This window comes from Flavivirga aquatica, assembly GCF_001747085.1.
Classification (GTDB): domain Bacteria; phylum Bacteroidota; class Bacteroidia; order Flavobacteriales; family Flavobacteriaceae; genus Algibacter_C; species Algibacter_C aquatica.
The window spans coordinates 89,066-110,122 of sequence record NZ_MDJD01000014.1; the positions used below are offsets into that span (position 1 = coordinate 89,066).

General features: G+C 33.2%; 10 protein-coding genes, 2 tRNA genes and 3 rRNA genes. 2 read left to right on the top strand and 13 right to left on the bottom strand.

Annotated features, from left to right (window positions below):
- Positions 1-25 precede the first annotated feature (25 nt).
- From rrf to A8C32_RS04415, 12 genes are all read right to left on the bottom strand, one after another.
- Positions 26-133 (bottom strand): 5S ribosomal RNA (gene rrf / locus A8C32_RS04365).
- Between the two features lie 151 nt (positions 134-284).
- Positions 285-3,109: ribosomal RNA gene (locus tag A8C32_RS04370) — 23S ribosomal RNA — on the bottom strand.
- A 190-nt stretch (positions 3,110-3,299) separates the two neighbouring features.
- A tRNA-Ala gene (locus A8C32_RS04375) sits at positions 3,300-3,373 on the bottom strand.
- Positions 3,374-3,446: 73 nt separating this feature from the next.
- Positions 3,447-3,520 (bottom strand) — tRNA-Ile (locus A8C32_RS04380).
- An 87-nt stretch (positions 3,521-3,607) separates the two neighbouring features.
- Positions 3,608-5,125, bottom strand: a 16S ribosomal RNA gene (locus tag A8C32_RS04385).
- The 16S, 23S and 5S rRNA genes sit together here with 2 tRNA genes alongside, the layout of an rRNA operon.
- A 596-nt stretch (positions 5,126-5,721) precedes the next feature.
- Positions 5,722-7,698: a putative porin gene (locus A8C32_RS04390; protein WP_069829238.1), complete on the bottom strand. Its 1,977-nt coding sequence runs from the start codon at positions 7,696-7,698 to the stop codon at positions 5,722-5,724.
- Positions 7,699-7,910: 212 nt separating this feature from the next.
- Positions 7,911-8,114: a DUF4372 domain-containing protein gene (locus A8C32_RS19785; protein WP_240491688.1), complete on the bottom strand. Its 204-nt coding sequence runs from the start codon at positions 8,112-8,114 to the stop codon at positions 7,911-7,913.
- A gap of 273 nt (positions 8,115-8,387) precedes the next feature.
- Positions 8,388-8,990 carry a hypothetical protein gene (locus A8C32_RS04395; protein ID WP_123803317.1) on the bottom strand — a complete coding sequence of 201 codons (603 nt, stop codon included), beginning with the start codon at positions 8,988-8,990 and terminating at the stop codon, positions 8,388-8,390.
- A 149-nt stretch (positions 8,991-9,139) separates the two neighbouring features.
- Positions 9,140-10,468 carry a DUF4302 domain-containing protein gene (locus A8C32_RS04400; protein ID WP_069829240.1) on the bottom strand — a complete coding sequence of 443 codons (1,329 nt, stop codon included), beginning with the start codon at positions 10,466-10,468 and terminating at the stop codon, positions 9,140-9,142.
- Positions 10,469-10,508: 40 nt separating this feature from the next.
- Positions 10,509-11,456: a substrate import-associated zinc metallohydrolase lipoprotein gene (locus A8C32_RS04405; protein ID WP_069829241.1), complete on the bottom strand. Its 948-nt coding sequence runs from the start codon at positions 11,454-11,456 to the stop codon at positions 10,509-10,511.
- A gap of 20 nt (positions 11,457-11,476) precedes the next feature.
- Positions 11,477-12,901, bottom strand: a complete 1,425-nt coding sequence (locus A8C32_RS04410) for a RagB/SusD family nutrient uptake outer membrane protein (RefSeq protein ID WP_069829242.1) — start codon at positions 12,899-12,901, stop codon at positions 11,477-11,479.
- 6 nt (positions 12,902-12,907) lie between these two features.
- On the bottom strand, positions 12,908-16,186 hold the full coding sequence (locus A8C32_RS04415; protein ID WP_165605789.1) for a SusC/RagA family TonB-linked outer membrane protein: 3,279 nt from the start codon (positions 16,184-16,186) through the stop codon (positions 12,908-12,910).
- 317 nt (positions 16,187-16,503) lie between these two features.
- On the opposite strand from A8C32_RS04415, the gene rnhB reads away from it, so the two are divergent.
- Positions 16,504-17,103: a ribonuclease HII gene (gene rnhB / locus A8C32_RS04420; RefSeq protein WP_069829244.1), complete on the top strand. Its 600-nt coding sequence runs from the start codon at positions 16,504-16,506 to the stop codon at positions 17,101-17,103.
- Positions 17,104-17,164: 61 nt separating this feature from the next.
- Positions 17,165-19,600, top strand: coding sequence for a ribonuclease HII (locus A8C32_RS04425; RefSeq protein ID WP_069829245.1), 2,436 nt, complete (start codon positions 17,165-17,167; stop codon positions 19,598-19,600).
- A 67-nt stretch (positions 19,601-19,667) separates the two neighbouring features.
- On the opposite strand, the gene A8C32_RS04430 is transcribed toward A8C32_RS04425, so the two are convergent.
- Positions 19,668-21,056, bottom strand: coding sequence for a glycoside hydrolase family protein (locus A8C32_RS04430; RefSeq protein ID WP_069829246.1), 1,389 nt, complete (start codon positions 21,054-21,056; stop codon positions 19,668-19,670).
- Position 21,057: the final 1 nt, after the last annotated feature.

A 21,057-nucleotide genomic window follows, 5' to 3' on the forward strand; every position in this document is an offset into this window, starting at 1 on the left:
AACACTGAGTTAATATCAGTATCAAAAAAGGCAACGACCTACTCTCCCACAAATGCAGTACCATCGGCGCTAATGGGCTTAACTTCTCTGTTCGGAATGGTAAGAGGTGAGCCCCATCGCTATAACCACCTTAAGTTATAGCTATGGTAATAAGTGATTAACTTATCACTACAGCGTTCATCTTTACGATGAACAAATATCTTAACATATTGAAAAACACCCGTAGGTGACATACTTAAAAATTTTATAATATAACTTTTTGTAAACTTTTAAAAAAACAGGCGTACAATAAGCCTATGGGTTATTAGTACTACTCGGCTATGACATTACTGCCTTTACACCTATAGCCTATCAACGTGGTAATCTCCCACGACCCTTTAAAGAAATCTCATCTTGTGGTGGGTTTCGCGCTTATATGCTTTCAGCGCTTATCCCTTCCCAACGTAGCTACTCTGCAATGCTGCTGGCGCAACAACAGATACACCAGAGGTTAGTCCAACTCGGTCCTCTCGTACTAGAGTCAGATCCACTCAAATTTCTAACGCCCACTGTAGATAGAGACCGAACTGTCTCACGACGTTCTGAACCCAGCTCGCGTGCCACTTTAATGGGCGAACAGCCCAACCCTTGGGACCTTCTCCAGCCCCAGGATGTGACGAGCCGACATCGAGGTGCCAAACCCCCCCGTCGATATGAGCTCTTGGGGGAGATCAGCCTGTTATCCCCGGCGTACCTTTTATCCTTTGAGCGATGGCCCTTCCATGCGGAACCACCGGATCACTATGCTCTACTTTCGTACCTGATCGACTTGTAGGTCTCTCAGTCAAGCTCCCTTATGCCATTGCACTCTACGCACGATTACCAACCGTGCTGAGGGAACCTTTAGAAGCCTCCGTTACTCTTTTGGAGGCGACCACCCCAGTCAAACTACCCACCAAGCACTGTCCCTTCATTTGAAGGTTAGACTCTAGATAAGCAAAGGGTGGTATTTCAACAATGACTCCACAACGCCTAGCGACGCCACTTCAAAGTCTCCCACCTATCCTACACATTACTTATCCAAAACCAATACTAAGCTATAGTAAAGGTGCACGGGGTCTTTTCGTCCCACAGCGGGTAATCGGCATCTTCACCGATACTACAATTTCACCGAGCTCATGGCTGAGACAGTGTCCAGATCGTTGCACCATTCGTGCAGGTCGGAACTTACCCGACAAGGAATTTCGCTACCTTAGGACCGTTATAGTTACGGCCGCCGTTTACTGGGGCTTCATTTCAGATCTTCGCTAAAAGCTAAACCCTCCACTTAACCTTCCAGCACCGGGCAGGTGTCAGGCCATATACGTCATCTTTCAATTTAGCATAGCCCTGTGTTTTTGATAAACAGTCGCCTGGACCTTTTCACTGCGGCCACCCCAAAGGGTGGCGACTCTTCTCCCGAAGTTACGAGTCTATTTTGCCTAATTCCTTAGCCATGAATCTCTCGAGCACCTTAGAATTCTCATCCCAACTACCTGTGTCGGTTTAGGGTACGGGCTGCTTCACTCGCTTTTCTTGGAAGTCGCTTCTCTGGATTATCACCTTGACCGAAGTCGCAGTGTACTATCGGGGTATTACTACTCCCTTCAACGTACTATTCCGTCAGTACGCACCAAATTTACGCCTCCGTCACTTTTAGTGTGAGCAGGTACAGGAATATTAACCTGTTGGCCATCCACTACCCCTTTCGGGTTCGCGTTAGGTCCCGACTAACCCTCAGCTGATTAGCATAGCTGAGGAAACCTTAGTCTTTCGGTGTGCGGGTTTCTCGCCCGCATTATCGTTACTTATGCCTACATTTTCTTTTGTAGATTCTCCAGAATACCTCACAGTAATCCTTCGACGACACTACAATGCTCCCCTACCACAATTAATTGTCCATAGCTTCGGTAATATGTTTATGCCCGATTATTATCCATGCCGAACCGCTCGACTAGTGAGCTGTTACGCACTCTTTAAATGAATGGCTGCTTCCAAGCCAACATCCTAGCTGTCAAAGCAGTTCAACCGCGTTATTTCAACTTAACATATATTTGGGGACCTTAGCTGATGGTCTGGGTTCTTTCCCTCTCGGACATGGACCTTAGCACCCATGCCCTCACTGCTGATAAACATTTTATAGCATTCGGAGTTTGTCAGGAATTGGTAGGCGGTGAAGCCCCCGCATCCAATCAGTAGCTCTACCTCTATAAAACTATTAATCAACGCTGCACCTAAATGCATTTCGGGGAGTACGAGCTATTTCCGAGTTTGATTGGCCTTTCACCCCTACCCACAGGTCATCGGAACACTTTTCAACGTATATCCGTTCGGTCCTCCACTGTATGTTACTACAGCTTCAACCTGCCCATGGGTAGATCACACGGTTTCGCGTCTACCACTACTAACTAAGCGCCCTATTCAGACTCGCTTTCGCTACGGATCCGTGACTTAATCACTTAACCTTGCTAGCAACGGTAACTCGTAGGCTCATTATGCAAAAGGCACGCCGTCACAGATCTAGTCCGCTCCGACCGCTTGTAAGCGTATGGTTTCAGGTTCTATTTCACTCCCTTATTCAGGGTTCTTTTCACCTTTCCCTCACGGTACTAGTTCACTATCGGTCTCTCAGGAGTATTTAGCCTTATCGGATGGTCCCGACTGTTTCATACAGGATTACTCGTGTCCCGCACTACTCAGGATTACACTAGATTCACACGCTTTACTTATACGGGACTATCACCCTATATTGTTACTTTTTCCAAAGTATTCTAATTCATTGTGCTTCAAATATCGTGGTCCTACAACCCCACTATTGCCGTAACAATAATGGTTTGGGCTAATCCGCGTTCGCTCGCCACTACTAACGGAATCACTTTTGTTTTCTTCTCCTCCGGGTACTTAGATGTTTCAGTTCTCCGGGTTTGCTCCTATTACTAGGTGACATATCTTCAATATGCCGGGTTGCCCCATTCGGATATCTGCGGATCTAATCATGTGTGCTGATCCCCGCAGCTTTTCGCAGCTTATCACGTCCTTCTTCGCCTCTGAGAGCCTAGGCATTCCCCATACGCCCTTATTTAGCTTATTGTACTTTTTGCTTTTTTAATGAGTTACTATAATTTATATAAAAATCTTATATAAACTATCTGTGATTAATTAGAAATCGCTCGTGATTCTAATTAATCCTTTATATTATTTATTATTAGATCAATCTAATCTTAAATTTTTATGTATCTTTTTTCAATATGTCAATGAACTTCTTTCCTTATATGGAATCGTGGAGAATATCGGAGTCGAACCGATGACCTCCTGCGTGCAAGGCAGGCGCTCTAGCCAGCTGAGCTAATCCCCCATTGTAATTCTTCGTTTAGAATCCTTAATGTGAATTTAGAATTCTCAGTTCTAGAATTTCCTCTTTTTTTTAGTAGTCTCAGGCAGACTCGAACTGCCGACCTCTACATTATCAGTGTAGCGCTCTAACCAGCTGAGCTATGAGACTCTACTATTTTATATTCTTAAATTAACAGCTGCGAGAATAAACTATTTATCATTATAGTTATAATACTTCTTAATCGTCTTTCTCTAGAAAGGAGGTGTTCCAGCCGCACCTTCCGGTACGGCTACCTTGTTACGACTTAGCCCTAGTTACCGATTTTACCCTAGGCCGCTCCTCTCGGTGACGGACTTCAGGCACTCCCAGCTTCCATGGCTTGACGGGCGGTGTGTACAAGGCCCGGGAACGTATTCACCGCATCATGGCTGATATGCGATTACTAGCGATTCCAGCTTCACGGAGTCGAGTTGCAGACTCCGATCCGAACTGTGATAGGGTTTATAGATTCGCTCCTTGTCGCCAAGTGGCTGCTCTCTGTCCCTACCATTGTAGCACGTGTGTAGCCCAGGACGTAAGGGCCGTGATGATTTGACGTCATCCCCACCTTCCTCACAGTTTGCACTGGCAGTCTTGTTAGAGTTCCCATCTTGAAATGCTGGCAACTAACAACAGGGGTTGCGCTCGTTATAGGACTTAACCTGACACCTCACGGCACGAGCTGACGACAACCATGCAGCACCTTGTAAATTGTCCGAAGAAAGGTCTATCTCTAAACATGTCAATCTACATTTAAGCCCTGGTAAGGTTCCTCGCGTATCATCGAATTAAACCACATGCTCCACCGCTTGTGCGGGCCCCCGTCAATTCCTTTGAGTTTCATTCTTGCGAACGTACTCCCCAGGTGGGATACTTATCACTTTCGCTTAGCCACTCAGTCGAAACCGAACAGCTAGTATCCATCGTTTACGGCGTGGACTACCGGGGTATCTAATCCCGTTCGCTCCCCACGCTTTCGTCCATCAGTGTCAGTATATTATTAGTAATCTGCCTTCGCAATTGGTATTCTATGTAATATCTATGCATTTCACCGCTACACTACATATTCTAACTACTTCATAATAACTCAAGATAAACAGTATCAAGGGCAATTCTACAGTTGAGCTGCAGACTTTCACCCCTGACTTAATTATCCACCTACGGACCCTTTAAACCCAATGATTCCGGATAACGCTTGGATCCTCCGTATTACCGCGGCTGCTGGCACGGAGTTAGCCGATCCTTATTCTTACAGTACCGTCAAATCTCTACACGTAGAGCAGTTTCTTCCTGTATAAAAGCAGTTTACAACCCATAGGGCAGTCATCCTGCACGCGGCATGGCTGGATCAGAGTTCCCTCCATTGTCCAATATTCCTCACTGCTGCCTCCCGTAGGAGTCTGGTCCGTGTCTCAGTACCAGTGTGGGGGATCCCCCTCTCAGGGCCCCTATCTATCGTTGCCATGGTGTGCCGTTACCACTCCATCTAGCTAATAGAACGCATACTCATCTTATACCGTAACCTTTAATGTCTAATTGATGCCAATTAAACATACTATGAGGTATTAATCCAAATTTCTCTGGGCTATCCCTCAGTATAAGGTAGATTGTATACGCGTTACGCACCCGTGCGCCGGTCGTCATCTGTAGCAAGCTACAATGTTACCCCTCGACTTGCATGTGTTAAGCCTGCCGCTAGCGTTCATCCTGAGCCAGGATCAAACTCTTCATCGTTATTTTTTTAATATCTTAACAATTAATCAGAATCTCTAGTACTCAAAATGGTTTATTCTCTTTGTCTAATCTTAACCGTTTCCAATTAAAATCTTACGCTGTCAATTCAATATGTTTATGAACTTGTTTTCTTGCTTTTCTTATCGCGTTTCCTTGATAAGCGGGTGCAAATATAAAACCCTTTTTTATTCTCACAAAACTTTTTTAACCTTTTTTTAAAGTTTTTTTTTAACTTCTAAAACCGATTAGTAAAACTTCTTATGAACGTATGCCTTCAACAACTAATGCCGTTTTTAGCGGATGCAAACCTACAACCCTTTTTTGTTTATTCAACACCTTTTTTAACCTTTTTTTAATGATTTAATCATAACTCTTTTTAAATACATATACCTCAAGTATTTAAACGTGAAAATAAATAATACCCTAGTACAATATTTATCAGACTTTGGCGTTTCATCAGCTTTTAAGTCTCAATGCATCATCATATAATAGACTTAACTACTTCACATCTTTCAATTAAAAAACACCTTAGTTAAGAGTATAGAAACTATATATACTCCAAAAAATCTATTTATAATTAACGCCTATTCTATATATTATAGAAAGAAATTCCAAACTATGCCAAAGCGAACGGTAAAATCTCTATAAGGGTTGTTTGGAGCAGCGTAATAATCGTAACCTGTGAAGGACGAATTAAAATGTTCTGCTTTTAAAAAGATACGAGTTTGACGGATTTTTGCATTTATAAAGAAATCTAGACGAGGAAACTCTCCAAATTCTCTTTCTGTTTGTGTATAGAATTCTGCCAATAGGGGACTATAAGCATTCATATAATACTTTGTGAAGTAATTCAACGTTACTCCCGTTTGCAAATACATGGCTTTTTTAAATAAATAATTAGAATAATACAGTGTATTACGGGTTGTAAATTCTGGCACATTTAATATATTATTTTCATCTTCTGTCTTTTGATATAATATTGTATTATTTAAAGCCAAATTACCAACCTTTATCTCCTTATTTAATTTTACTCTTAAATAGTTTATCGTATTATTACTTTGAAATGGACTTACTTGATTACTAACTTCATCTTTTTTGAAATAGACATAATCATTAATTGTTGAATAATCTACTTCTATATTAGCTATTTTTTTCGATTTTAATTGAAAAGCTAACTGTTGAGTTTCTATATTATTAAAATTATTTTTCCAATTATAATTTATATAATCACTTTGATATAATAATGTATTATAATTTGGCATTTTAGAACTATGATTGATAGATGCTATTGCCGAAATATCTTCATTAAGTTTAAAGGAAGCGTGACCTTTTAAAAAATTACCATCAAAATCTCCTGCTATATTTACCCCAAATTCTCCTTCTAATTCAAATCCTTTATAATGCTTATGATATTTACCTCCTGCTGAAAAAATATCCCCTTTTAACCTATTAACTATAGTTTCTCCATTTAAAACTACTAACTTATCATAACCATAATTGTAATTATTATTACTTACATTGAATTGTAAATCTCCCATAATACTATTACTATAGTTTAATTGTAATTGATTATAGAAGTTTTCCAGTGTTGCTCGGTCTTTTACATCTGACTTAAATGCTTCTCCAAAAAAATCAATATCAACACCAGATTGACTAAATTCGAAGTATTTATCTTCAAAGGATATTATATGACCAAGGCTAAGTCTATTTTTAGATAATGAATCCCTTTTCTTTACAATTTTATATGTATGGTCTAAATGGAAACGTTTACCTCTTAGTATATTCTCTGCATTTTCAAAATTAACTTCAAAAACGGAGCGATCTAAAAACTCTTCTTCTCCTGTTTCGAAAGATTCAACACCTTCATCTTTAAGCCCTCCATTTTCCTCATTTAACAAATCTTGGGTTACTATATGACCTCTAACACTATAACGATTATTTTTTGTTTGGTAATTAGATGTAAATCTAAAATTACCTGTACTCGTTAATATATGTTGATACTTACCTAAGGAGCGCAATCCTTTATAGGCTATTGAAAAATTAAATTGCGGTGACGTATTTACTGTAAAAAAAGAATCTGCTAATTGTCCTTGTTCAAAGGCTGTTTTAAAAAACAGCTCAGTTAACGGTGTTGGCACACGATAATAGTTTATATTTTCTATTTCCATGTAGTTAAAATGCCTTGCTCTAGCACCAAATATTGGCATTAAACTAGTGTTTTTGAAATTATAGGTTAAACTATTATAGGTTTGCCCTAGATTTGAAAATGGCATTAACCCAAAATTGTCTTTTCGTAAGTAATTAAACTTGTATTCTTTTTGGATGGTTAAAGTGGTATCGACATATGTGGTATCATTCTTATGCGAAATGATTAAATAGTCTTGTATTTTAGCTTTTTTATTTTTTTTGCTTTTGGGGTCTAAACGGTCTAGTAATCTTTTTTTTGGGGATGGTTTTAAGGTGTCTTGTTCACTGTTAGATACTTCTCTTTGCCCTCTAGATTTAGTTAAATCTTGACCAAAGGTTATGCTACTAAAAAAAACGACAAAAATTACTAAAACTAATTTACTCATATATTAATATTAAAACCATGCAAAGGTAAATACAAAATCAATCCTGTCCTAAATAAATTTACTGCATAATAAATCTACCCATTTTACAAGTCTAAGACTAAATTTAATTAAAATTTCAAAAAAGAACTCCTTGTATATATTTATTTGGAGGAGGTTGCTTTTTTAGAAACGGATTGTCGAGCCATTTGTGCAGGTCAACTTTTACAAAAAGGTTAAGTCTTATAAATGCTACTACCATTACTTATATCACGTACAGATTGGCTATTAGCAAATTGACAAAACAACATTGAAACCAAGTGAGACCAGCTAGTAAAACCTTTTTGATGTTTATCACTTTGGTGAGAATTAACTAGTTTTTTGAATCTTGATTTATCTAGTTTACTGATTATTTGAGAAAACAAAGTTATATTTAGCATCGGAGAAAGGTTTTTTTGTGTTCCACCACAAAGGTAACTTTGAGGAACAAATTTCCCTTTCTCTTTTTTTAAACGTTTAGGACGCTATTTATACAAAATATGATAACGTTTAAAAAAGGGAAAATTATTTATTATTTGCATTTATTTCTAGTAAAAAAGTTTAGACACAAAAAACCTGTTTGATTGGATTTAATCAAACAGGTTTTTTTAACCTAATATATTATAGTAAATCTAAAGAGTCAATATAATCTTGAAAGTATTCAGGTGCATCTATTATATCCCATCAAGAGATTCATCAGTAAGACCGCTACTAAATGGATAAGCTTCTTTTTTTAATTGACTATTAGCATATATTGTAACCCCTAACTTTTTACGATGTACAGAAAACGAATCTCCAGAACTCATGCTCCCTACTAGTTTTGCTAAAGTTGTTTTAACACAAGATTCTGACCTGCAAATCTTAACGTTTTCCATTTCAGGAAGACAACCTACATTTCTAGGGTCAAAAAAACTTGAGTCATTAGACCTAACCTTCTCTAAGTTACTTACAACTATAGATCCTTCAATATTTTGGGCTTTAAAATTAACTCCTTTAAATAAATCGTCTTCAAGTTTTAAATCTGCATTCAACTCATCCACTTCAGATAAAAAGGCACCAAAATTAGTATTGGTCTCTGTTAAATTAATTTCTTCCCCTTCTTGAAATGGATCTACATAATTGAATTTAAAAGAATCCCCAATAATAATCCAATTTTCAATTTCTTTATTGTTGTTACTCGTTACAAAATCTTCCTTTTCTATTGATGAATCCTTACTACAAGATTCATAAATAAAAACGACACTAATTAACAACAACAATTTGAGTAATTTCATCATAATATATTTTCTTTATACTACAAACATATAAAAAAAACCTTCTTATTAGCGATTTTAAATCTACATTTAATAAATAAAAAAGTCTTTAAGTTGCATACCATACAACTTAAAGACTTTACAGAAATATTTAAATTTTGTCACGTATTTTGTTAAAAATCATACCATTGTACTAACATAGATGTATCATCTACTGGTATTAAGCCTATTGTATTTTGGGAAGCATTTAAAGGTTCCATCTTTTGAATATAAAAGCCACTATCTCTAAAAATAAAATCTGTGATTGGTGCAAAAGAAGGTGCTAATCCAAAATCTAAATTATTAGGGGATGTTTCATTAAAAGTAAATTTAACTATATTATTACCAACTATACCTTGTTCTAAAGTGTATGTACAATCGAAACGAGCTCTGGCATCTCCTCCACTAACTGGTATATATATATCTAAGAATGGTGTTGCTGTATTAATATTTCTAATGTAAACACGAGAAATGGAAAAACCAATATTAGTAGCAAAATCACTTCTCCACCCTTCAAAAAAGCTAACAAATGCTGTAGATGACCTATCTCTACTTAGAAAACCTTCATTTGTTCTTAAAATTCTTATATTACCTCCTTCATTTCCAAAATCGTAAGGATTTAAAAGCAATCCAGGAATATCATCATATAAAATTCTTAATTTTTCGGTTTCATTTTGAAATTCATTTTCTAATTCATTATATGTAAAACTTGTTAATATTGTACCATTGACATCTACAGGAGTAGGAAAATTAAATCCTGTATTTGTAACTATTAGTCTAACAACTTCTGATTGTAAACTTCCATTTTTAATATATGTTATTGTTGCAAACCTAGTATTAGGGTTGAAATCAAATGTTGCAATTGCTTTATCATTTAACAAAATATTTCTAAATACCGATTCTGTAGGGCCGCCTGTTAAAGCATCTAAAGACTTGTAAAGAGTCTCTAAATCTACCTCTGACTCTAAAGCTCTCCTTAACGTAAAAACAGTTACATCGTCACCAAAATCTAGCTTACTCTCTAAAATAATTTCATCTTCTGTAGCAGACAAAATATTAAACACAAACTCACCTTTATTATTATTATTGTTTATTTCGAAAATACTATGAAATACCGTATGAGACTCAAACACTAACTCAATTTTTAATGTTTTATCTAGTCTATAGGTTATATTTTTATTTTCTGCACCTCCTCTATAGCCTGATTTTACAGAAACATCACCATTCTCATCAAAATTCATAAGCACAGTAAATAGCCCTGTATCTTCATTAGGCGAATAATAACCTATCCAACCATTATCTGGAGCTGCTAAAAGATCTAAATACTCTTCTTTTAGAACTTCTGTTCGTTCGTTAATTGATTGATCGAAAAGAGGTTCTACTTCGTTATCTGTACAGCTTGCTGCTAATATTAAAAGAATGAGTAAATTAATTTTTCCAATAAGATTAAATATCTTCTTCATTGTTATATTTTTAAATTAGTTAATTGTTAAACAATTATAATTAATCAGGTATTACTCCTGTATTAATTAAATTATTCAATCTTGATTGCAATACATCTCTCACCTCTAATAAATCTATATTAAAATTATTTTTATAGAATTCTACAACTAAGTTTACTTTTTGATTAATAAGTTGGCGCCCTTCATTAAGCTCTTGACAATTAACAATTTCTCCAACCGTTGTATATGTTGTACAATCTTCTTGAGTTATAAAATCTTTTTCAAATGTTGCTTGATCGACAACTAAAAGATGGGAAATAATTTCACAAAAATCTTCAAATTCGTTTAAGGTTCCGTAATTTCGTACCATACCCAATTTTATAGCATCATCTCTAGAAACACCATTACTCCAACCGTTACCTAAATATGATTCTGAAATTGTATTAAAACCTACAGGTATTCCATAATTTTGATGTACGATATGAGAAAATTCATGATGAACAGTAGCTAAAACACCGCTACCTGGATTTGCTAACCAATTTGCGTCTTGAAAATCTAAATCATTCATATTTAAAAGCGTAACTCTTGCTCCTCCTTCAGCAAACCCTAAAAGCCTTGTACCATCGTCTCTAAATATAAAAGAACCAATATAAACAAGTTCTGCTGGAAATAAATCTGCTATAAATTTTTTAGCATCGACTCCCGCTTCTTCATAAGGTTGAATCCATAGGTGATCTACTAATTTAGTTGCTGGTATAACAAAATCTGATTTAATTGGTGTTGCACGCTGGGTTGGTCTTATAAAGTTGTCATTCCATTTCCAACGAGTTGCCGTACCAAAACGCTCAAAGAAACTATTTCCATCATTATTATATAAATACTGATCATTAACACTTGACACATCTTGATTAGCTGGTGCATCAAACTTAGTATTCGAATCATCTGTATTACATTGATAAAACAATGCAACCGATAATATTAATAGTATTATTTTTATTGTAATTTTCATATTTATTTTATTTAAATCTATTATCTAGGGTTAGCTTCAATACCATTAGTGAGTGCTTTTTCAGGTAATTGAATTGCTTTTCTTAAATCTTCTGAACCTAGAACAAATTCATTGCCATTAACATCTACGTGCGTCACTTCTATTCCTAAACGCTTAACATCAAACCATCTTAACCCTTCATGTAAAAATTCTTTTCTTCTCTCTAAAATAATAAAATTAAACATGGCTTCTTGATTTGATCCTCCAAAGCCATTAACAATCTCAGGGATTGTCAATTGTCCTCCGTTATCATATCTTAAAGTAGCAAATACATTATAATCATTTAAAGCATCTTCTAACCTATTTAATCTTATATAAGATTCCATTCTATTAAAAATAACTTCCTCTCCACGTAATTGAGTCATAATAATATAGCCAGTACCTGTAGTTGCTGTTGTAAATTCAAAAAGCTCATTATATTTAGGCTGCTGTAAGGCTTCTGTTCCGAAAGTATAAAACAAATCTCTCTGATCTGCACTACCCTGAATATTGGCTCTTATCACGTTATTAATAATGGCTGTATTAGTTCTATATCCTCTATTATATCTATCAGAAAAACTTTCTTTTCTAACTACAAATATATTATGTGGATCGTCAATATTGTTGTATTGATCTGCTATCTGGGTAGAAGATGTCCCTGTAAAAACGACATCCATATCTCTAACATATGTTGTATTAATAACACCATTACCTAATAATTTATTAGAGTAATCTATACATTTTTGATATTCTCCTTTAAATAGATAAAACCTTGAAGCAAAAGCGTTAGCTGCATTTTTTGTAAAATGATATTTACCTGTACCAGTATAATAAGCATCTGAAATTAAAGGTAAAGCTTCTAATAAATCTTTTTCTATTTTCTCATAAGTTTCCTCTAAAGTTCCTCTATCATATACTACTTTTAAACTTGTTTCAGGATCTGTTATGTAAGGAACCCCTAATCCTCCTTTATTATTATCATTATAATGTTGACAAAACACATTTGCTAGCATAAAATGATGATAAGCTCTGCTCATTAAGGCTTCACCTTTTAATGCATTTCTAAAACTAACATCTCCCTCTTTAATTTCATTTAAACCTTGTAAGGCTTGATTTGCATGAGCTATCGCTTGATAATTTTGTTCCCAAAAATAAGTTGGGGTGTCTTGTGATTCACTTGATACTACTGGTACAAATTGATAGTTTTCAGTCATCCAATCAAGCTGATTATTGTCAATAATAGCAGTAACATTATCTGTTTTCCATTCTACAAAATTATAGGTTCCCTCTGAATAAGCAGAAACTAATAATTCTGACACATCATTAAGCGTTGTAACGGTTTGCCTATTATCTGGAACTTCATCTAAATAATCATCACAACTAAAAAATGAAATTAATCCTATTAGTATAATTAAATTCTTTTTCATAATATTTTAAAAATTAAAATTAAGCGTAAATGTGTAGCTTCTTGTTAATGGTAAAGACACCCCTCCTGATTGAAAAAACTCTGGATCAATACCATTAAGTCTATCATCTGAGTATATAAGCCACAAATTATTAGCAGATAAACTAGCTGTTGCAGATTTTAACCAAGCTCTATCAATTAAACTTTTTGGTAATCTATATGATAGCTTAATATTTCTTAACCTAACATAATCTCCATCTGCCACTCTAACATCACTTTTATTATACAAATCGTAAGGATTTAATCCTGCATTATCCAATCCTTCACTAACAATTTCAGATAAAATAGCTGGAATATTGGTGACATTCTCATCTCCTGGTAAAGACCATCTGTTTATTAGATCTCCAGGGAGTGAGCTATAATCATCATATTCTTCTTGAAAAGCATCATCTAAACGAATTTTATTTCCACCTCTATATGCTAAACTCACATTTAAACTTAAATTTTTATAAGAGAAATTACTATTAAAACCTCCAAAAAAAGTAGGTTCTGTAGGTCCTTCATATTTTAAAAACTTAGTAATATCATCTCTTTCTTGAAAATCAAGATCTTGAATAATTGCTCCGTCCTCTCCAAAGAAAGTTGGTATACCGTTTGAATCTAGACCCGCAAATGGGACAGAAAACAATGCTCCTGTAGGAAAGCCAACAATATTAGCTCCATTTCTACTCACAGCATCTCCTATACGGTCTTGGGATTCCCATTTCTTAATTTCACTTTCTGAATAACTAAAATTAAAATTAGATGTCCATCTAAAGTTACTGGTTTCAATATTTACGGTTCTTAAAGTAACTTCATAACCTTCACGATCTAAATCACCTATGTTTCCAAGTTTAGTTCCTTCTCCACCAACACCATTTGTTTCAACAAAACCAACAAGATCTTCCGATTTTCTTTGATAATATTCTAATTCTAATCCTAAACGATTGTTAAAGAAAGCTGTTTCTAAACCAATATTCCATTCATATAATTTCTCAAATGTTAATTCTCCATTTTCTAATTGATCAATTAACAAAGATACTTCTCTTTCTCCTAGTTGCGGTCGCAAAGGTTCATCTCCAAAAACAATTAGACCTGCACTTGCATCAAATGGATTACTACCTGAAAGCCCATAAGTAGACTTAAGTTTTAGTAAATTTAACCAATCTACATTTTCCAAAAATGATTCGTTATGCATATTCCATGCACCACTAATGTTCCATGTTGGTAAATAACGTGCTGTTTTTGATTGACCTGTTCTATTATCTCCTGTATAGGTATAAGTTCCGTTTACTATATATTTCTGATCGTAAGAATATGCCAAGTTAGAAAATACTCCCCAACCTCTTTGCCTTGTTTCTTCAACATCAAAATATTCTTCTCCTCTGCTATCTAAAAACCTTATAAAATTTGGGTCACTTAAAATTAAGCCTCCTTTGTCAAATAAGTATCCCCAACCATCATTTTTTTCTTGCACTCTGTCACTAGACCTTACCTCTTGAGCTAATAAAGCACTTACAGTATGAGAATCTCCAAATGTGCGAGAATAATCAAATTGATTCCTCATATAATAACTCGTTAGAGAATTATTAGTTGTTTTTCTAAACCCTCCATTAGGTAAAACTGAATATGGTTGTAATTCTGGAGCATCTGGATCATTAAATAAAAATATATTACTCTCTCTTATTAATGGACCATCAGCTCTATAGGCTGCTGCATTATTGGAGTTTTCATGTACTGTTTGTATTGCATCACTTTTATACCATCTTCCATTTAATACTGTAGTGAAATTTAGATCATTTGTTACTTTAACATTAAAGTTTGTTTGAAATGATAAATCAATTAAACCTAAATCAACAAAGTTATTTTCTACTTCATGAAGTATATTAAAAGGTGCATAACTTCGTCTAAAGAATTGACGGTTCCCTTGTTCATCATAAGGTGTTATACTACGACTTGTATATAATGCATAATTAAAAGGGTTAATATCAAAATTTCTTTCAAACACCCCCGTGAGTGCATTAAGTTCTCTATCTTCTGACGCTGCAATTCTTTGATCTCTAACATTTCCTGTTAATTTAAAACCTATAGAAAGTTTATCTGACAGGTCAAAATCTGCATTTAAATTGGCTGTATAGTTTTTCACATTATCTGCAACGGTTTGCCCTTCATCTACTATAGAACTAATAGATGCTCTATATCTAGATGTATCAGTCCCTGATGAAATACTAAAACTATTGGTTCTAATAAAAGAATCTTTAAATAAAACATCAAACCAATCTGTATTCGCATTTGCATAACGCTGTAAATATGCATAATTAGGAGATCCTCCTGGACCCCAATTAATCTCATTATTTGAGATTTTATTGAACATATCTGAAAACACTCCATGGTTTGAAGCTGTATTAGCTCCAGCGATATCTATCCAACCTTTTTCATATAATTCTTGATAAACAGATAATTCATTTCCAGAGTTTAAATAGTTAAATTGACTATAATTAGGTTTAGCTCTTGCAGTTAAACTACTAGAAAAATTAACTAGAGGTTTTCCTGTTTTTCCACGTTTAGTTGTAATAACAATAACCCCATTTAAAGCTCTTGCTCCATACAAAGCTGTTGCTGAAGCATCTTTTAAAACCTGAAACGTTTCTACATCGTCAGGATTAATACCTGCTGTCGATGAACTAAGTATAGTATCTAAATTTCCTGATGAAATATCCTCATTAGATAGCTCTATAGCGTCTTCTAAAATAACACCATCAATTACCCATAGTGGTTTATTAGCACCATTTATAGAAGCATTACCTCTAATCCTAATGGCTGGAGCTGTACCAAATGTACCTGATACATTTTGTATTTCCACACCTGCCACTTGTCCTTGTAATGCCCTACTAACATCTGCAATACCATCTAACTTAACGTCTTCTAGCTTAACTGTAGCCGCAGAACCTGTAAACAATTTCCTATCAATTTTTTGATACCCCGTTACGACAACTGCATCTAAACTTTCCAAGTCTTCTTCCATTGTAACATCAATCGTTGTAGAATCTCCTATGGTTATCATTTGGGTTTTCATCCCAATGAAAGTCATTTTTAATATCTCTCCCTTTTTTGCTGAAATGGAATACTTTCCATCAAAATCTGAAACAACTCCTTTATTAGTTCCGTCTACTACTATAGTAACACCACTTATAGGTATAGCATCAGAATCACTTATAATCCCTGTTATTTTACTTTCTTGAGCAGTAGACATTTGAATTGAAAACATAATTAGAAATGTTAACAACCCGGTCAATTTTAATTTCATAAAAATATATTTGAGTTAGTCAAACACAAACATCTTAATATTATCTTAAAAAAACAAAGAAACAATTAAAAAAAACCAAAAAGCTTAAGTAATTAGCTTTTTTTTTAATGAAAATTATTCAAAAAAAACAACTTTTAATTAAAAATTAAACAAATATAAATAGATTTAAATACATATTTAATAATTACCATTTAACAATTCTTACGAAATCGGTCATAATTATTATAAATACGTAATAATTTCTTTATATTTTACATATTTATATATAATTTCGCTTTATGTTATTAAATAATCATTCAAATTGTGTTTTAGAATGTGGTACAGATGAAGCTGGGCGCGGCTGTTTAGCAGGTCCTGTTACTGCAGCTGCAGTAATACTTTCTGAAGGTTTTAAAAACGCCATACTAAACGACTCTAAACAACTTAGTGAGAAGAAAAGAAGTTTTTTAAGACCTATTATTGAACAAGATGCTTTAACGATAGGTGTTGCTCATGTTTTTCAAGAGGAAATTGACAACATTAATATTTTAAATGCCTCTATATTAGCTATGCACAAATCTATTAATCAATTATCTCCACAGCCTGAATTTATTATCGTTGATGGTAACAAATTTAAGCCTTACAACAATATTCCTTTTGAAACAATTATTAAAGGTGATGGCAAATACTTAAGTATTGCTGCTGCATCAGTATTAGCTAAAACTCATAGAGATTTGTACATGGATATCATTCATAAAGAATATCCTATGTATAACTGGAAAAAAAACAAAGGTTATCCTACAAAAGAACACAGAGAAGCTATTAGAAAATATGGGATAACCAAATATCACCGAAAATCGTTTAAATTATTACCTGAACAATTAAAGTTAAAGATATAAATAATGGTTTTATTCACTAAATAAAATGAAATATGTAGGTTTGTAAAAATTAATTCATTTTATGAGATTTATTTGCTTTTTCTTACTATGCGTTTTAACTTACAGTTGTTCCAATAACAAAGCTAAATCGCCTAAACTTATTAATTTTATTCCTGATAACACGTCTGTTATTTTAAAAACAGCTAATCTTGAGGGTTTAAAAAGCAGCTTAAATAACAGTGATTTTTTACAAAAAATATCTGAAGTTAATTCATATTCAAGTATAAAAAACAAACTGGTTCCTTTTACTCGCTTAAATTCCAAAAATGACATTTTAATTTGCTTTTCTAAAAACTCAAAGGACAGTCTTGACTGCTCTTTAATCACTAAATATCACAAAGAACTATTGAGAACTGACTCACTCTCTAATTATACTGAAGAAACTCTTACTTTAAAAAATAAAACAATAACAAAATCCACAATTAATAACAGCCATTTTTACAGTACCATAATTGATAGTATTTTTATAGTATCATCATCAAAAAATGTTATTGAAAATTCTTTTAGTAATATTGTTTCAGATACAGAATTAGAAAAAATATATAACACCACCAACAATGACAAAACATTGTCCGTTATCTTAAAACCTAACAACACTTTTTTAAAATCATTTTTTATTGAGGATTCTCTTTCTCTTAAATCATTTACTAATTATATAGTTACAGATGTTGACATAAGCCAAAATAATATTTTTATAAATGGAATTACTAAAGCAACAGATTCTACAAAAAGCTTAATTAATATTTTTAAAAATACTATTCCGCAAGAAAATCAAGTTCAAAACATAACACCATCTAATAGTGATGGATTTATGAGTTTTACTTCTAATGATTTTAAAACCATAGAAACCAACTTAATTAAATACAATAGTCAAGATTCTATCACTATCACATCTCCACTTTTTAATGATATCACTGAAATTGGAGTTATTTATGAAGATAAAAACAGAGCTATTGTATTAAACTCTATTGATCTTATTGCTACAAAAGATGCACTTGCTGGTGAGCAAAATGTTATTGATACTTATAGGGAAATTAAAATTTATGACTACAGTCAACCTTCATTATTTTCTAAAACATTCTACCCTTTAATATCTTTTGATAAAGCAAATAAATATTGTTTAATAGACAACTTTTTTGTGTTTGCTAATACCATAGAATTGCTCCAAAATATTATTGCTAGTTATCAAAATAAAACGACATTAGATAATAAGACTTACTTTGAAGACATAAAAGAGAACTTAAATGATGCGTCTTCATTAATGTTAATTACAGATTATAAAACTTTAAATTCTATTTTAAACAAAAATTCTCAAGAAGATTATAATTACAAATTAAAAGGTTATACTGCATCTGCCATTCAATTTATTTATGATACTAATTTTGCTCATGTAAATGGTATTATCAAAAAGAACAAAACTAAAGTTTCCCAAAATTCTGTTTCAGAAATACTTAACATAAAACTTGACACAGACTTATTAAACGGACCTCAACTTGTAACCAATCATATAACTAAAGAAAAAGAAATTGTTGTACAAGATGTTAACAATAACCTCTATTTAATTTCCAATGAAGGAAAAATTATTTGGAAAAAACAAGTAGAAGGTGCTGTTATAGGCGCTATTAAACAAATTGATATTTATAAAAACGGAAGACTTCAACTTGCTTTTACCACTCCAAACAACATTTATATTATTGATAGAAAAGGAAATAATGTATCTCCGTTTCCTAAACAGTTTAATAGTGAGATTACACAACCTTTAGCTGTTTTTGATTACGATAAAAATAAAAAATATCGTCTCTTAGTAACGCAAGGTAAAAACGTTTTAATGTTTGATACAAAAGGGGCTGTAGTAACTGGTTTTAAATTTAAATCTGCGGATAATAATATAATTTGCCAACCAAAACATTTTAGAATAGGTAGTAAGGATTATATCTCTTTTAAAACAAAAAATAAACTTTATATCCTCGATAGAGTAGGCAAAACTAGAGTTAAACCAAAAACATCAAACACCTATTCAAATCAACCAATATTTTTATATAACAACACCTTTACAACAACAACTTTAAATGGAAGCTTAGTTTCTGTTGACAGTAAAGGAAATGTTTCTACAAAAAACTTAAATCTTTCTAAAAAACATAATATTACAGCTACAAATAAGACTTTAATAGCTCAAAGCGAAAACAAACTATCTATTAAAAGTAAAACTATAGAGCTAGATTATGGTAATTATTCGAACACACAACTCTTTTATATCAATAATAAAATTTACGTTTCAATAACAGATTTACAGTCCCATAAAATATACCTCTACGATAGTCAAGCAAAATCACTTAAAAATAATTTCCCTGTTTTCGGAAACTCTGCAATAGATCTAGATAATATAGACAAAGACAAGAATATCGAATTTGTTACTAAAGGAGAAAACAATTCTATTATTATCTATCAAATTAATTAAAAGCCCATTCTATAAATTATAGAATGAGGCTTTTACAATAAACTAACTTAACACAAACTTATTTTTATTAATACGCGCTTTCACCACATTGCCTAGCAGGATTATTCCCTCTATAAGCACTTCCGTTAACAATTAACTTTCTAGAATTCACTTTATTACTTGCTGGTGTATTTTTAGGAACTGATGCTGAAACAGATGAAACATCAATTGTTGCATAGTTTGCATAATTTCCAATAGCACTTATTGAAGGACCTTTTTTAGCACCTATTCTTTCTTTATCAAAATCTGGTTCACTAGCTTTAAAATAAGGCAGTAAACACATTGGTATTGATTTTCTACCTGAAAAATGAACTGTAGTAACTAATGCGTATTGAGCACTTACATTTTTAATTGAAGTACCTGAAGCAAAAGTACCAGTCGTTCCAGAGGTTCCTTCTCGTATTTCTACTGCAAATTGTGACCCAAAAGAAAACGCTCCATCAACTACTACTTTTCCATTTTGAATGCTATGAGGTTTTAAATATACTGCTGCTTTTCCTTTTATATTTGTAACATTTTTAATTTGAATATTATCAACTCCAACTCTAATATTTGGGTTAAATCTGTTATCTGTTTCTATTCTTGCAGTAACGCCTCCACTACATGTTAAATTACTAAACAACATATTGGCTCCTGCATTAGCTTGTACCAATCCATAACCATAAGATGCGTTTATTTGTTGAACATTATCAATAGTTACATTTGTAGCACGACCTGATTTAGTAATATTTCCTTTTTTAAAGCCAAAAGCTATTCCTGAAAACCTTGTTTGATCATCTTGTATTACTATATTTTGAATAAACAAATTAAACACTCTTCCTATTGAAAAAGCTCTACTTCCACCTTTCATTCTTTCACTTTCTCTTATATATTTAATTTTAGGCCTGTTTTTCCCCTTACCTTCTCCAACGATAGAAACATTAACTAAATTTTCTCCTCTGCCAATGCCAAAAACTACTTTAACAACATTTTTTTTACTAGTATCTGTTTGATTTGCTCTTAAAACTACTCCTTGTTTTAAAACAATATGCACATTAGATTTTAAATTTATTTTATCGACTACATAAGTTCCTGCATTAAGTATTACTCTTCCTCCTTTTTTACCATTGGTAATTGAATTACTTGCAATAATTATAGCGCCATTTATTTTACTAGTTACATTATTACCAGGTTTTACTACATATGCAGGTAAATTATTAATCTCAGTTTGATTTGGACCTTGATATCCAACTCCAGAAATTTTAAATACTCCAGAATTAAGGTTTCCTTGAATTTTACTGGTATTTGAAGCATCACTTTCTACTTCATCAATTAAAAACTCCTCATTTATCTCAAATAATTCTTTACTACTACATGAAAATATCATATACACTATTAATAAATATGCTAGTACTGGAAACAATAAATTTTTAATCATA